16 protein-coding genes are annotated in these 13,570 nt (G+C 64.7%); 10 read left to right on the top strand and 6 right to left on the bottom strand.

From position 1 onward, the window contains the following. Positions 1 to 96: 96 nt before the first annotated feature. Positions 97 to 1,050, top strand: coding sequence for an RNA polymerase sigma-70 factor (locus J2X06_RS07705; RefSeq protein WP_310060445.1), 954 nt, complete (start codon positions 97 to 99; stop codon positions 1,048 to 1,050). Here J2X06_RS07705 and J2X06_RS07700 read toward each other — a convergent pair. Next, positions 996 to 1,685: a hypothetical protein gene (locus J2X06_RS07700; protein ID WP_310060442.1), complete on the bottom strand. Its 690-nt coding sequence runs from the start codon at positions 1,683 to 1,685 to the stop codon at positions 996 to 998. The genes J2X06_RS07705 and J2X06_RS07700 overlap by 55 nt on opposite strands. A gap of 506 nt (positions 1,686 to 2,191) precedes the next feature. Between J2X06_RS07700 and J2X06_RS07695 the strand changes: the two genes are divergently transcribed. The 7 genes from J2X06_RS07695 to J2X06_RS07665 all read left to right on the top strand — a co-directional run bounded on the left by J2X06_RS07695 (position 2,192) and on the right by J2X06_RS07665 (position 7,442). Further along, positions 2,192 to 3,019, top strand: coding sequence for an alpha/beta fold hydrolase (locus J2X06_RS07695; RefSeq protein ID WP_310060440.1), 828 nt, complete (start codon positions 2,192 to 2,194; stop codon positions 3,017 to 3,019). A gap of 169 nt (positions 3,020 to 3,188) precedes the next feature. After that, positions 3,189 to 4,829 carry a cbb3-type cytochrome c oxidase subunit I gene (locus J2X06_RS07690; protein WP_310060438.1) on the top strand — a complete coding sequence of 547 codons (1,641 nt, stop codon included), beginning with the start codon at positions 3,189 to 3,191 and terminating at the stop codon, positions 4,827 to 4,829. A 1-nt stretch (position 4,830) separates the two neighbouring features. Continuing rightward, positions 4,831 to 5,487, top strand: a complete 657-nt coding sequence (locus J2X06_RS07685; RefSeq protein WP_310060435.1) for a cbb3-type cytochrome c oxidase subunit II — start codon at positions 4,831 to 4,833, stop codon at positions 5,485 to 5,487. Then, positions 5,487 to 5,690, top strand: coding sequence for a hypothetical protein (locus J2X06_RS07680; RefSeq protein ID WP_310060433.1), 204 nt, complete (start codon positions 5,487 to 5,489; stop codon positions 5,688 to 5,690). The genes J2X06_RS07685 and J2X06_RS07680 overlap by 1 nt, the downstream gene beginning before the upstream one ends. 17 nt (positions 5,691 to 5,707) lie before the next feature. Beyond that, positions 5,708 to 6,235 carry a c-type cytochrome gene (locus J2X06_RS07675; protein WP_310060432.1) on the top strand — a complete coding sequence of 176 codons (528 nt, stop codon included), beginning with the start codon at positions 5,708 to 5,710 and terminating at the stop codon, positions 6,233 to 6,235. A gap of 2 nt (positions 6,236 to 6,237) precedes the next feature. Beyond that, a complete protein-coding gene (locus tag J2X06_RS07670; protein ID WP_310061319.1) occupies positions 6,238 to 6,870 on the top strand; it encodes an SCO family protein in 633 nt (210 codons plus the stop codon). Then, entirely contained in the window at positions 6,867 to 7,442 is a 576-nt protein-coding gene (locus tag J2X06_RS07665; RefSeq protein ID WP_310060429.1) for a hypothetical protein, read from the top strand. The genes J2X06_RS07670 and J2X06_RS07665 overlap by 4 nt, the downstream gene beginning before the upstream one ends. 34 nt (positions 7,443 to 7,476) lie before the next feature. On the opposite strand, the gene J2X06_RS07660 is transcribed toward J2X06_RS07665, so the two are convergent. From J2X06_RS07660 to J2X06_RS07640, 5 genes are all read right to left on the bottom strand, one after another. Further along, a complete protein-coding gene (locus J2X06_RS07660) occupies positions 7,477 to 7,701 on the bottom strand; it encodes a hypothetical protein (RefSeq protein WP_310060426.1) in 225 nt (74 codons plus the stop codon). A gap of 303 nt (positions 7,702 to 8,004) precedes the next feature. Continuing rightward, the gene (locus J2X06_RS07655; protein ID WP_310060422.1) at positions 8,005 to 9,201 is read right to left on the bottom strand and encodes a KamA family radical SAM protein; all 1,197 of its coding nucleotides are present in this window, start codon (positions 9,199 to 9,201) and stop codon (positions 8,005 to 8,007) included. A gap of 206 nt (positions 9,202 to 9,407) precedes the next feature. Beyond that, positions 9,408 to 9,686, bottom strand: a complete 279-nt coding sequence (locus J2X06_RS07650; RefSeq protein ID WP_310060419.1) for a hypothetical protein — start codon at positions 9,684 to 9,686, stop codon at positions 9,408 to 9,410. A gap of 160 nt (positions 9,687 to 9,846) precedes the next feature. After that, positions 9,847 to 10,062: a hypothetical protein gene (locus tag J2X06_RS07645; protein WP_310060416.1), complete on the bottom strand. Its 216-nt coding sequence runs from the start codon at positions 10,060 to 10,062 to the stop codon at positions 9,847 to 9,849. A 228-nt stretch (positions 10,063 to 10,290) separates the two neighbouring features. After that, on the bottom strand, positions 10,291 to 11,967 hold the full coding sequence (locus J2X06_RS07640; protein ID WP_310060413.1) for a putative bifunctional diguanylate cyclase/phosphodiesterase: 1,677 nt from the start codon (positions 11,965 to 11,967) through the stop codon (positions 10,291 to 10,293). Positions 11,968 to 12,184: 217 nt separating this feature from the next. Between J2X06_RS07640 and J2X06_RS07635 the strand changes: the two genes are divergently transcribed. After that, positions 12,185 to 12,370 carry a hypothetical protein gene (locus tag J2X06_RS07635; RefSeq protein WP_310060410.1) on the top strand — a complete coding sequence of 62 codons (186 nt, stop codon included), beginning with the start codon at positions 12,185 to 12,187 and terminating at the stop codon, positions 12,368 to 12,370. A 148-nt stretch (positions 12,371 to 12,518) separates the two neighbouring features. Continuing rightward, positions 12,519 to 13,514, top strand: a complete 996-nt coding sequence (locus J2X06_RS07630; RefSeq protein ID WP_310060407.1) for a BON domain-containing protein — start codon at positions 12,519 to 12,521, stop codon at positions 13,512 to 13,514. Positions 13,515 to 13,570: the final 56 nt, after the last annotated feature.

Raw genomic sequence — 13,570 nt, 5'->3', positions numbered from 1 at the left:
ACGGCGTTGGCGTTGGCGATGGCGCTGGGTGAAGCATGCAGCCACCTAACGCCGCCTCCGTCACAATCCGGCCTCCTCGTCCGACCTGCAGGTTGTATGGAAGGCGCCACCGACATCTTCGTCCGACTGCGGCCGCGCCTGCTCGGCGTGGCCTACCGGATGCTCGGCTCCCTGGCCGAGGCCGAGGACGTGGTCCAGGACGTCTGGCTGGGCTGGAACGACGCCGAATACAGCCAGTTAGCCGACCCCGAGGCCTGGCTGGTGACCGCCACCACACGGCGCTCAATCGATCGTTTGCGTCTTGCGCGCACCGATCGCGAACACTACGTCGGCATCTGGTTGCCCGAGCCCGTCCTCACCGGGGAAAGTCCGGCCACGCCCGAACAACTGCAGGAAGCATCGAGCGATCTGTCCATCGCCTTTCTGACGGTGCTGGAGCGCCTCGCACCGGAAGCGCGCGCCGCATTCCTGCTGCGCGAAGTGCTAGACACCGACTACGACGAGATCGCCAGGACCTTGGACAAGAGCGAGGCGGCGTGCCGCCAGATCGTGCATCGCGCCAGGAGCCAGTTGCGCGAGGAGCGACCGCGCTATGTCGTCTCGGCCGAGGATCACCAGCGCCTGATGCGGCGCTTCGCGCAAGCATGGTCCGACGCCGACCTCCCGGCTATGAAGGCGATGATGGCCGAGTCCGCCACCCTGGTCGGCGACGGCGGCGGCATCGTCACGAGCTTCCCGAAGCCCATGGTCGGTGGAGAGCGCATCGCCCAGTTGCTGTTCGCCTGCACGCTTCGCCGCAAACACGAACTGCGCCTGGAACTGGCTTCGATCAATGGTCGCCTGGGCGTACTGCGCTACTTCGGCGATGTACTGGAGTCCGCGCAGTCCTACGAGACCGACGGCGAGCGCATCGTTCAGATCCATGTGCAGCGCAACCCGGAAAAGCTCAGACGCATCAGCGCCCAACAGGCATCGATCCCGACTGGCGTCGACGTCTACTCGTCGAATGGCGCGTTCAACAGGACGTCGACCATCGAGGGCGCCCGATAGCCGGGAACGAAGCGCTCGCCGAAGTCGCGCGCGAAGTTGTCGTAGGTCGACTCGGGACGACGCTCGCATAGGCCGCAGACCGCTTTCGTGAACCGTTCTTTCATCCCCAGGCGCGGGAACTCCTCCACGATTCGTGCGATTTGTCCGGCCGGCACGCTGTCGTAACCCCAGCCACCCCAATCCAGCGCCACGCCCAACGTGCACAGCGCGGCCTCGGCCTCCTTGTGCAGGCAGATCGACGGCGTGGAATTGAGCGCGATGCTGTCCCAGATCAATTGGGCCCGACGTTCGTCGACGCCGAGGCCGCGGACGAACTCCCGCGCCGCATTGGCGCCCTCCACTTCGAACCGGAACGCCCCGGGCATCGCCCCGGAAAGACCAATGTCGTGCAGCAATGCGGACACCGCCACGACTTCGGCGTCGTAAGCCTCGCCCTTGCGCTCGGCGATGAACGTGGCGAACAACCACGAACGCATGACGTGGTTGAACAGGTAGGGATCCGAATGTTCACGCGCGAACTCGATCGCGCGCGCCACCAGCGGCGTGTCCGGCACCGCGACGCCGGCCAGCAATCGCCTTGGCAACGGCGAATCGCCTTGCGTTGGGTCTGAATGGGGGTTATTGGACGAGGGCATGGTTGCGCTCCGCTCGGGGTGACGAATCGATCAGGTCCACGGCCACTCGGGCAAGACCTTGGCACACGCTTCCGTGGGGACTCATCGTATTCCCCCCCGCCCGCCGCAGTAGGTCCGTCGTCGGGCGCACGGTGTTGCCTGCCTGGAATCAATTCGCCCAGCTCGCCACGACATTCATTGATGCGCCATGGTCAACAGCATGCGCACGTTCCCGCGTCTACCGCCGTCCGCCGCCACTTTCTATGGTGCTCATCACGGAGCACTCGTTGCCATGACGCGACCCGCTTCCGCGCTTCCCATTGCCTGATTCCGTCGAGACCCTTCCGATGCGCCCGATCTTCTTCGGCAAACGCTCCAACCGAGCCACCGCTTCCACCGGACCGAACGATCCGTCCCGCCGCCAGTTGCTCGCATCGAGCATTGGCGCGGCGACCATCGCGGTCATTCCGCTGTCCGCAACGCGGGCCGCGACCCGCCGCACCCCCACCCCCACGAGGAACCACGACATGCAATCGATCACCACGAAAGACGGCACCGAGATCTTCTACAAGGACTGGGGTCCGAAGGACGCCCAGCCCATCGTGTTCCATCACGGCTGGCCGCTGTCCAGCGACGACTGGGACGCGCAGATGTTGTTCTTCCTCGGGCAGGGCTACCGCGTCATCGCCCACGACCGGCGTGGCCATGGCCGCTCGACGCAGACGTCGACCGGCAACGACATGGACACCTACGCCGCCGACGTTGCCGCGCTGGCGTCGCACCTGGACCTGCGCGACGCCATCCATATCGGTCACTCGACCGGCGGCGGCGAGGCGACGCGCTACGTCGCCAGGCACGGCGCCGGACGCGTCGCCAAGCTGGTGCTGATCGGCGCGGTGCCGCCGTTGATGCTCAAGACCGCAGCCAATCCTGGCGGTCTGGCACTCGAAGTGTTCGACGGTTTCCGCACGCAGCTTGCGGCCGACCGGGCCGGTCTCTACTGGACGGTGCCGATCCCGTTCTATGGCTTCAACCGTCCCGGTACGCCGCTGTCCGAACCGGTGAGGATGAACTGGTGGCGCCAGAGCATGATGGGAGGGGCCAAGGCGCAATACGACAGCATCAAGGCCTTCTCCGAGACCGACTTCACCGAAGACCTGAAGAGCATCGAAGTGCCCACGCTCGTGATGCACGGCGACGACGACCAGATCGTGCCGATCGCCGATTCGGCGATGCTCTCGTCCAGGCTGCTGCGCAATGCCACGTTGAAGATCTACGAAGGTTTCCCGCACGGCATGTGCACGACTCATGCCGAGGTGATCAATCGCGATCTGCTGGCGTTCCTGCGGGCCTGAGGGTCAGTTCCGTGCCGGCGAGCGTTCGCCGGCACGGTCCGCTCGGCCCGGTTTCGCTTGAACATTCCCAATAGAAGCAACTGATCTGGTTTTTGCACATGCATCTGATCCTTACGGATCCGATACGCCAGGCGTAGCCTGCACGCGCCCCCCGAATGCAAGCAGTTCCATGAACCCCTCCGCGCTGCTACTGGCCACCTTCATCCTGTCGGTTGCCGGTCTGTTCGCTTTCATCTGGTCCCTGCGCAAGGGACTCTTCGAACAACAGTCCAGTGGCGCCGGCGTGATCTTCGCGCCGGAAGAGATCGGCCGCTTCGACGACCCTGCCAATGGCGTCTCGCGCCTGGCCGCACGCAGCGCCGAGCAGCAGGCTGAGCTGAACGACCGCGCCCTGGCGGATCGTGCCACGGCGGTGCCGGCGTTCGTGCTCTTCACCTTTGCGGTGGCGTGGCTGCTGGTGGCGTCTGCAGCCGGACTGCTGAGTTCGATCAAGCTTCATGCGCCCGATCTTCTGGTGAGCCAGGCCTGGCTTACTTTCGGTCGTCTGCGCACCATCCACCTCAACCTCGTCGCCTACGGCTGGGCGCCCATGGGGTTGCTGGGACTGGTGGTCTGGTTGCTGCCGCGCCTGCTGCGCACGCCGCTGCAATTCCCCCGTCTCATCGTCACCGGCGCGCTCATCTGGAACGCAGGCCTCATCACCGGCATCGTGGGCTTGGCCAACGGCCTGAGCACGGGCATGGAGTGGCTCGAGATTCCCTGGTACATCGGGACGGCCTTCGCGATCGGCGGCATGATGATCGGCCTTCCCATGGTGGCCATGCTGCGTCAGCGCCGCGTGCATCACCTGTACGTCTCGGTCTGGTACATGGGCGCCGCGCTGTTCTGGTTCCCGATCCTGTACATCGTCGCCAACATCCCGGGCCTGCACTTCGGCGTGGAGCAGGCAACGATGAACTGGTGGTACGGGCACAACGTGCTGGGCCTGTTCTACACGCCGCTGTCGATCGCCTGCATCTACTACTTCCTGCCCAAGGTGATCGGGCGTCCGGTGCAGTCCTACAACCTGTCGCTGCTGGGCTTCTGGACGCTCGCGTTCTTCTACGGCCAGGTGGGCGCGCACCATCTGATTGGCGGTCCCATCCCGGAATGGCTTGTCACCCTCTCGATCGTGCAGAGCGTGATGATGCTGGTGCCGGTGCTGGCGTTCACGACCAATATTCATCTGACACTGAAGGGCCATTTCCTCACGCTCAAGCGTTCGCACACGCTCCGCTTCATTGTGTTCGGCGCGATGATGTACACGCTGGCCTCGGTGCAGGGCTCCTTCGAGGCGCTGCGCTCGTTCAACTCCGTCACGCACTTCACGCACTTCACCGTCGCCCATGCCCACATCGGCATGTATGGGTTCGTGTCGATGGTTCTTTTTGGCGGCATGTACTTCGCAGTGCCCCGCATCCTGGATGTCAACTGGCCCAAGCCGGCGTTGATCTCCCTCCACTTCTGGCTCGTGGCAGCGGGATTCGCCACGTATATCGTCATGCTCAGCATTGGCGGTGTACTCCAGGGCCTGGCCCTTCTTGACGGAGCCACGCCTTTCATCGAGTCGGTGAAGGTGACCCGACCGTGGCTGATCGGTCGCAGCGTCGGCGGTGCGCTCATGACGATCGGGCACATCGTGTTCGCCGTTCACTTCTACCTGGCGCTCAGGACGGCCGAGCGTCAGCGTCAGGCCGACGCGCTTGCTGTTCAAGCAACCGCGGAGGCTCCAGTCACGCTCGAACCGGCCTCCCCTACTGTGATCAGCTGAAATGGAAAACGAAGTCAAGCTCGTCGTCGGCGCGGTGCTGACGCTCGCGCTCGCCACCGCCGCGATGATCGTGGCGCCGTTCCTGCAACTGAAGGACGTGCCACCGCCACGCGGGCTCAGGGCCTATACGGCCCAGGAGCTCCGCGGACGCCAGGTGTACATCTCCAGCGGCTGCCTGGCGTGCCATACGCAACAGCCCAGTGCGACGGGCGCCGGACGCGCTGATGCCTTGCGCGGCTGGGGGCGCCCGTCGGTTGCCGCGGATTACTTCTACGACCGTCCGACGCTGCTCGGCACCATGCGGACCGGTCCCGACCTGTTCAACGTCGGCGACCGCATCCCGTCAGACGACTGGCATTACGGGCATCTGTATCAGCCGCGCGCCTATGTGCCGGCGAGCACGATGCCGGCATTCCCGTTCCTGTTCGAGTCGATCGTCGACGCCGAGGTCATGCCCGGCCAGTACACGGTGCCCCTGCCGAAAACAGCGACGCCGCCTGGCCACAAGATAGTGCCGACGCAGGATGCGAAGGATCTGGTCGCCTACCTGAAGGCGATGCGCCGCAAATACGAAGCCCGCGAGCCCGGCGACGCGGTGCAGGCAAAGGCCGTGGCCGAAGCGCTCCGCAAAGGTGCGCCTGCAGGAGGAGAACACTGATGAAAACCGCCCCGGTCCGCGACAACGAGAATCCGGACCCGCATGAACTCAACCGCCCGGTTCCGAAGATATTGCTGACGCTGGTCGCCCTACTGCTCGGGTGGGCGATCTACTACATCGCCACGCATGCGTCCGGTCAGGAAAGTTCGATCCCGCCGAAGGCCGAGCCTTCGCCCGCCGCCCATGGCGCGCGGGCCAGCTAGCACCCGGTATCGCCTGCATGGGGCGCCCCCGCCTTTTGATCGGAGGTCTTTCCCTTGGGTTGGCTGCCTGGGCCGCGGTGCTGTGGATGCGGATAAGTCCATCCACGGACCTGACCCGTCTCCAGGCGCCCGTCGCGGTGCGATCGACCACCAAAGCGGCGGGCAACTCGCCGGCAACGCTGTACGCGACGGCATGCGCGAGCTGCCATCAAAGCGCGGGCGAAGGGCGATTTCCGGTCTTTCCTCCGCTGGCCGGCTCGCCGTGGGTGAACGGCGACCCTGATCGACTCATCGCCCTGACGTTGCACGGCCTGAGCGGTCCGCTCGATGTCAACGCCGTGGGCTATTCGGGGCTGATGCCCGGCTTCGCCCACCTCAGCGACCGCGAACTTGCTGAAGTGCTGAGCTATGCGCGCAACTCATGGGGCAACGAAGCATCGCGCCTTACCGAGGCCGACGTGTCCGCCGTGCGCATGCGCACCGGTGATCGTCGTGCTCCCTGGACCGCGACAGAGCTGCAGACGGATGGCGAGGCCAACCCGTGACGATGGCACAGCGGATGCTGCCGACATGGCTGACGCTTGCGGCGATCGCGGCCGCGACGGTGTTCGGCGCTTACCATCTCACCCATGGCTTTCGTGCCGTCACCAGTGATCAAGCCCGACAGCGGACGCTGGCAGCGTCGCCGCGCGCATTGCCCACGATTCCACTCGTAGACAGCCATGGGCAGCGAACGGAGCTCCGCCAGATCGCCAACGAGCATCCGTACACCGTAGTTGCGCTCGTCTACACACAATGCACTTCCCTGTGCTTGCTGACGGCTTCGAGCGAGGCGTACTTGCAGGCTCGGCTGCGCGATGCGGACCTGCAGAAGCAGGTTGGCCTGGTGACGATCAGCTTCGATCCGGCTCGGGATACGCCGGAGGAGCTGGCGCGCTATGCCCGGCGAGTGAAGGCCGACGCCGCGACATGGACGATCACGACCGTTGCGGATCCGTCAGATCTGGACCTCCTCCTCGATACCTTCGGCGTCGTCGTCCTTCCAGACGGCGCCGGTGGCTACACGCACAACGGTGCGCTATTCCTCGTCGACCGGCACGGCCGCCTGTTCGATGCGCTCGATCCGGATGCCGCGGATCGTGCGTTCGAACGCCTCGCAGCGCTGGTAGGTTCGCCGTGACCCGTTCGTCGTGGAAGGCGATGGCTCCCGGCGCCGCACTGGCGGGGCTCGCGCTGTTCCAACCCTGGCTGGAGCAGCGGATGGTCACCCACATGGTGCTCGAGCTGCCGCTGCTCTTCGCCATTGGCTGGTGGAGCGCAAAGTCGATGGCCCGGCAAGCACCCGCCTGGCTTCGTAACATCAACGCCGGCGGCCTCAGCGGGCTAAGCGTGGCCATGGTGATCTCCGCGCTCTGGATGCTGCCGTTGTCGCTCGATGCGGCCGTACTGAATCCCGCCATCGGATGGCTCAAGGTCGCCTCGGCCCTGCTGGCCGGATGGCTGACACGTATTTCGCTACGCGAAGCGAACCCCGCGATCCAGGCCTTCTTCGTATTGAACTGGGCGTGGATGACCGGCGCCGCGGGCGTCCTGTACCAGCAGGCACCCGAACGCCTGTGCAGCACCTACCTTCTGGGCGACCAGGCGTGGGCTGGCCGGGGCCTGGTCGCGCTTGCGGTGGCCGGCGCGGCGACGTGGATGGTCCTGGCCTTCCGCGAGCGTCCTCACTCCACCCATTCTTCCAACGCCTGAGGCCGCCATGCCCCGCTCCGCAACGCCCCCCTGACTAGCGCAGCAGGGGCGCCGCTTCGGCGAGCACTTTCTCGGTGACCTGCCAATGCTCGCCGTCGCGAGCGATCAGGCCTTTCTCTTCCAGGCTGCGCGTCGTGCCGTCGGTCAAGGCCTCCCGCTCCCATTTGAAAACCGGTCGACGCTGCAAGAGCGTGTACAGCGCAGCGCGTTCGATCGGAGACAGATCAAGGCCCTGCAGGCGGATTGCCCCGCGCGACATTCTCGCTTCGAGATCCGAAAGCGCTCGGACCGAGCTCGTGACCGCTCCTGTCCGAGGGCCAGCCAATCCAGTTCCAACAGCAAAGCTCAGCATGTCGCCTCCGTAAACACTTTGCGTGTGTGGGTTGCCATCACCCGCCCCCCCCTTAGGGCGTGTCGTCACTCGGGGCCACGACCAGCGGCGACAGCTTAGGCACAGCGGGCTTCAACTCTTTGTGGCGCCAGTCACTAATCCGTCACGTCGTGTGCACATCGGGTAGTAGCCACCAGGACAGCAACAGGCGTCATGTTTCCCGCCAAGGCGTCAGATCTGGGCACCGTCGAGCAGGTAGTCCATCCGGACCCGCTCCTGCCTGTAGTTGCGGCACTCGATATGCCCCTCACGCTCTTCCACGTAGGACGGGATCACAGGCATCTTGCCGAGGCCGCCCAGGCCGTCCACCACGAACGTAGGCACCGCCGGACCACTGATCCAACCACGCACGCCTTCGTACAACTCCAGCATCCGCGACAGGGGGACGGTGAAGTGGGCGCCCTGCAGCGTCTGGTCGTTCTGGTACAGGTAGTACGGACGCACTCCCATCGCCACGCAGTCCATGAACAGATCGCGGAGCACCCGTACGTCGTCGTTGATGCCCTTGAGAAGCACCGACTGATTGCCGAGCATCGTGCCCGCCTTGCGCAACATCTTCAGGCGCGAGCGCAGCAGCGGCGTGATTTCCTTGCTGTGATTGATATGGATGTTCACCATCTGCACATCGTGCTTCTCGATGACCGCACACAGTTCCGGAGTGATGCGCGTTGGAAGCTGCACCGGCAGACGGCTACCGATGCGCAGGAACTTGACGTGCGGGGCCTCGCAACGGATGCGGCCGAGCAGTTGATCGAGCTTGCGGTCCGGGAACAGCAGCGGGTCGCCGCCGGACAGCAGCACGTCGTCGATCTCCGCGTTTCCAGCGATGTACGCAATCGATGCATCCAGATCGGCACGACCGATGGCCCTTTCGCCGGAGTGCGAAACAATGCGCGAGCGCGTGCAATAGCGGCAAAACGAACCGCACTGCGTGGTCGTCAGGAACAGGACGCGACGCGGATAGCGATGCACCACCGAAGTGCCGGGCACGGTGTCCTCGGCTTCGCCCAGCTCGTCGGCCAGCGTGTGCGCCATCTGCACGCTCAGGCTTTCCTTCATCGATGGCAGGTACTGCAGGCGGATCGGGCAATTCGGATCATCCCGATCCATCAGCTGGGCCAGGTACGGCGTCACCTTCATGTCGAAAGTGTCGTACGTGGACATCGGCACGTCTTCCACGTTGTTCAGGACGTGCGCGATTTCAAAGTGGGTGTCGTAGCGGCGAGCCAGCTGCTTCTGCCAGTCTTCCGACTCCGGATCGTAGGCCATCAGCGCATCGCGGTCGTAGAACTTCCTGCTCTTGATGATGCGAGGCTCTCCATCGGCCTCGCTGGAGCGTTGCCTGACCTGCGCTGCCACGATGTTCATGTTGCCTCCGGGGCGGTGACCCGCTTCCCTGACCGGCTGGCGTCATTGTGTGGCGGTTCGCGTCGCGCAGCGTGAACGCGGCGCGATTGTTTTGCATCGACGACGTGGCGACGCGTTCAGGTGCAGCCCATCGACTCCGTTCTGGAACCACGCATGGCAACGGCGTATGAGCGATCGCAGCCCCCTGTTGATAGGCCCTTGTCGAACTACGCGCCCCCTGCGCCGCCTTCGCCGCCCGCATCCCGGGCGTCCGGCATTCCCTCCTCGACGTCGACATAGCCATGGTCGAACAGGATGTCGCAGATGAGCACCGAGGCCTCGTCGACGCGCGAATCTTCAACGGTTTCGAGGATCTCACCGGCCAGTTCGGCGAAACGGGGCATGAGCTCCCTGGCTTCGGGGTAACGTTCGATCAGCAGCGGCATTTCGTCGCGCAGTGCGTGGATGCGACGTTCGATTTCGTTCCATGGAAGCTTGTCGATCATAGTCAGGATTGTGAGGCATTCGTCAACGTTTTCCAGCCGACGCCCGCCGTTGCAGCGCCGGTGCAACTGAACAATTCAGCTTCGCTGACGAAACGCCACTCCTTGCCGGCCCGATGCCGAGGCTCGTTCGGGCGCGTGCCGGCCAATCAATGCCTGGCCGTCATTCCATCTTGGCCAGTTCCTCCGCCACGGCTTTGCGCATTCGATTCAACCGGCCGCGTGCGTCGTCAGCCAGCTCGCCCCTCTCAGCATTACGGAGCAAGCACCAGAGCTGGCGCAGTTTCAGGTGGTCGCTCGTGACGACTGCTGACCGGGCCAATCGCGTGACCCGCGCTTCCACCAGATCCAGATCACCTCCCATCGGCACATTGAGCATGACGAGCCTCTCCTCGACCTCTGTGTCCCCGAAATCCGCGTAACGGATTACGCGTGATCCTCTTTACGCGTGGTGTCGCCCTGCGAACGTGAAATTCGCAGCAGGTGTTTTTTCAGTATTCACCCGAGTGAAGCCGGGGGCAGAGACACGGCTCACGGAACGGCTTTTGCTTGTTGCGTCGCCGATCACAGCTTCGTATCGATTGCCCCGGGCCGCCACCGGTCGAGGTCATGCCACCAGCCCCGTCTTCTTCGAAGCCAGCCAGCCGGTCATTTCCGCTACGGTCATAGGCTCGGCGTAATAGAACCCCTGCATGGCATCGCAGCGGTCGCGTACGAACTCCGCCTCGGCCGCTGTCTGCACGCGTTCGACGACGACCTGCAGGCCCAGGACGTGCGCAAGCTGGATGACGGTGGTCAACACCTTGCAGGTGTGCGGGTCGGTCGGAATGCCGGGGAAGAATTTCAGGTCGATCTTGATCCTGCGGGCCATGGTGGACAGGCGCAGCAGCGAGGCGTGCGCCCCACTGTAATCGTCGATGGTGAGCTTGATCCCGGCTTCCCTGATCTCGCGCAGCGCATGGTCGTCATGAGTGCCGCCATGGAGTTGATCCTCCGCCAGGTCGGCCTCGAAGCATTCCAACGGGAACGCGGCACGCTCGGCGGTCCGGGCTATCCGCGCCGCCAGGCCCGTGGACGCGAGCTCGACCCGGCAGAAGTTCATCACCAGATGCAATCGCGGCCAGCCTTCGCGCTGCCACTTGCTCACCTGGTGGCATGCCTTGGCGACGGAGCGGACGCCGATCCCGCGCAGGCGCCCCGTTTCGGCGGCCAGTCCAACCAGCCGTTCTATCGGGTAGCTGGCGAAAAACGGATGCGAGCATCGCAGCAGCGCTTCGACCCCCAGCACCTGCCCCTGCCCGTCCACCATTGGCTGGTACAGCAGGTAGAAATGACGCGGCGACACGCGCGAGAGCATGGTGATCTCGCGACTGCGCTGGTGGGCGCGGAAGTCCATGATCTCGGTGAAGTACTGGTAGCCCTGCCGCCCTTCCGACTTGACCTTGTAGAGCGCGGCGTCGGCGTTGCGCAGCAGTTGCTCGATATCCCGCGTGTCGTCCGGGAACACGCTGATCCCGATGCTGACGCCGGTCCTGGCTTCGTGGCCGTCAATCTGGAACGGGGCAGCCATCGCCGCGAGGATCTTCTCGGCGATGTCGCCGCCCAACTGCTGGCCGTCGCCATCCAGCACCAGCATGGCGAACTCGTCGCCGCCAAGCCGCGCCACCACATCCGTCTCGCGCACGACGGACTCCATTCTGCTCGCCACTTGCTTCAGGAGCTCGTCTCCCCCCAGGTGGCCCAGACGGTCGTTGATGCTCTTGAAATGGTCCAGGTCCATCAGGAGCACGAAGAACGAGTGGCCATTTCGCTCCGACAGCGCCGCTGCCTCCTGCAACCGTTGCATGAACTCGGCGCGGTTCGGCATTCCGGTCAACGCATCGGCCAGCGCCAGCCTCGATATCTGCTCCTCCATCAGCTTCTGCTCGGTCGCGTCCCTGAGGATCTTTACGAAACCCATCAGGTCGCCGGCCCGGCTGCGCACCGGATAGATCATTCCGTCGGCCCAGAACTGCGAACCGTCCTTGCGGACATGCCACCGGAAGTCGCCGGCGCAGCCCTGCATGCGGGCGTCCTCCATCTCCGTTTTCGGCACGCCCATTTCGCGCTCTTCAGGGAGAAAGAGCACCTCCGCCGGCTTGCCGACGATCTCCGCATCGCCGTATCCGAATATCCGCTCCGCTCCCGAGTTCCACAGCTGGATCACCCCGTCGACGTCCGTGAACATGATGGCGTGACTGGTGGGACTGTCGATGATCGCTTGCAGCAACTCCCGGCCGTTCACGCGATTTACCCCAGATGATCGTTTCCTTTTTCTATATAACGCAGCCGCGAAAACCGAAGTGAAGGGTTCAGGTTAACGGTTCAGCCGCGGGGTCGGCGCGCGCGCATTTAGGCAGTGCATCTAACGCACGCATCGCACCGATCTAACGACGGCGATTGCATGGTTCCTCTCCGCGAAGCGAGCCGCTTCGCTGTTCCCGCCACCACGGAGACACCGCATGCAGAACCGCACTCCCACCCAGCCGCCCCGTCCCGAGCAGGACCGTCACACCACGACCACACGGCATTCCCAGGGCAAGCAGGAACGCGAAGACCAGCACAACAAGGGGGCCGGCCAGGACAAGCAACACACCGGCGCGCCCAGGAGCGATCGGCAGCGCGGCGGGTCGGACGATCATCACTGAAGCCCGCACCCCTGGCCCTACATCCGGAGACACGAAGATGCGTGGAAGCCTCAGCGCCGAGATCAACGAGATGGCACACGAGCTTGTCGAATTCGGCAAGCGGTGCGCCGACGCCGGCCGCGACTGGCTTAGCGACAGGAGAAACGAGATGAACCGAGATCCACAGGGCCGCACCGGCCGCGGCCAGTATTCCGAACAGGGCGCCTGGCGCCGGACCGGCCGTGACGAGGAGCAACAACAGCAGCAACAACAGCGGCGCTACTACGGCGCAAGCCAGGACCGTGAGCGTGAATACGCTGATCAACGCAGGGAGGACGACCGTCCGATGCCGCGCTACGGCTCCGAGGGCTACGGTTCGGACTGGCTGGACGATGAAGAGCGCGCCGAGCGTTACGGGCAGTCGGGCAGCGGCTACGAAATGGGCTACGGCGGCCCGGGCGGCTATGGTCCGCAATCGCCGTCGCAGTTCACCTCCCAACGGGACTTCGGTCGCGGCTACAGCGGCGACGATTACCGCCAGGGCGCCTCTGCTGGCACCTATGGACGCTCCGAACCGTATCGTTCGCAGTCGCGCGGGATGCCGACCTGGGAAAGCGATCGCTCCCTGCAGGGCGAAGGCTTGTCCCAGCGCTCCCATGGCCAGCCTTCGTACGGGCAGTACGGCGACTACGGCCGCGGCGAAAGCCAGGGCTCCCAGGACCAGACCCGCTTCTATTACGGCTCGTCCTACGGATCGTCCTCACGCGGTGGCGAGCAGCTGCACGGCTTCCGCGGCCGCGGCCCGAAGAACTACACCCGCTCCGATGAGCGTATTCGCGAAGACCTCTGCGAACGCCTGTCCGATGCCGACGAGATCGACGCCAGCAACCTCACGGTCGCCGTCAACCAGGGGGTGGCAACCCTGGAGGGTGAAGTCCCCCACCGCAGCATGAAGCACCGGGCCGAGGACCTGGCCGAATCCTGCAGCGGCGTGCGGGACGTCGACAACCGTTTGCGTGTGCGTGGCCAGGAAAGCCGTCAGGCCTCTTCGGGCGAGCCACGTACGTCGGGGCAGACGCCGGGCCAGACCTACGGCCAATCGCAGTCGCAGAAGACCACGGCGTCAACGTCACGCGACGACGACGGGGGCACTCCGCGTCATTGACGCGTGAATCAATGACGTGTGAATCGCCGGGGACGCGCAGGCGTCCCCGGCTTTCA

The sequence above is a fragment of the Lysobacter niastensis genome, assembly GCF_031457115.1.
GTDB lineage: Bacteria > Pseudomonadota > Gammaproteobacteria > Xanthomonadales > Xanthomonadaceae > Lysobacter_J > Lysobacter_J niastensis_A.
This window is presented reverse-complemented; position numbering and strand designations above follow the sequence as displayed.

Coding starts and splice junctions, on each gene's coding strand:
- J2X06_RS07705 (WP_310060445.1), top strand. CDS start 97: ATGGAAGGCGCCACCGACATCTTCGTCCGACTGCGGCCGCGCCTGCTC.
- J2X06_RS07700 (WP_310060442.1), bottom strand. CDS start 1,685: ATGCCCTCGTCCAATAACCCCCATTCAGACCCAACGCAAGGCGATTCG.
- J2X06_RS07695 (WP_310060440.1), top strand. CDS start 2,192: ATGCAATCGATCACCACGAAAGACGGCACCGAGATCTTCTACAAGGAC.
- J2X06_RS07690 (WP_310060438.1), top strand. CDS start 3,189: ATGAACCCCTCCGCGCTGCTACTGGCCACCTTCATCCTGTCGGTTGCC.
- J2X06_RS07685 (WP_310060435.1), top strand. CDS start 4,831: ATGGAAAACGAAGTCAAGCTCGTCGTCGGCGCGGTGCTGACGCTCGCG.
- J2X06_RS07680 (WP_310060433.1), top strand. CDS start 5,487: ATGAAAACCGCCCCGGTCCGCGACAACGAGAATCCGGACCCGCATGAA.
- J2X06_RS07675 (WP_310060432.1), top strand. CDS start 5,708: ATGGGGCGCCCCCGCCTTTTGATCGGAGGTCTTTCCCTTGGGTTGGCT.
- J2X06_RS07670 (WP_310061319.1), top strand. CDS start 6,238: ATGGCACAGCGGATGCTGCCGACATGGCTGACGCTTGCGGCGATCGCG.
- J2X06_RS07660 (WP_310060426.1), bottom strand. CDS start 7,701: ATGTCGCGCGGGGCAATCCGCCTGCAGGGCCTTGATCTGTCTCCGATC.
- J2X06_RS07655 (WP_310060422.1), bottom strand. CDS start 9,201: ATGAACATCGTGGCAGCGCAGGTCAGGCAACGCTCCAGCGAGGCCGAT.
- J2X06_RS07650 (WP_310060419.1), bottom strand. CDS start 9,686: ATGATCGACAAGCTTCCATGGAACGAAATCGAACGTCGCATCCACGCA.
- J2X06_RS07645 (WP_310060416.1), bottom strand. CDS start 10,062: ATGCTCAATGTGCCGATGGGAGGTGATCTGGATCTGGTGGAAGCGCGG.
- J2X06_RS07635 (WP_310060410.1), top strand. CDS start 12,185: ATGCAGAACCGCACTCCCACCCAGCCGCCCCGTCCCGAGCAGGACCGT.
- J2X06_RS07630 (WP_310060407.1), top strand. CDS start 12,519: ATGAACCGAGATCCACAGGGCCGCACCGGCCGCGGCCAGTATTCCGAA.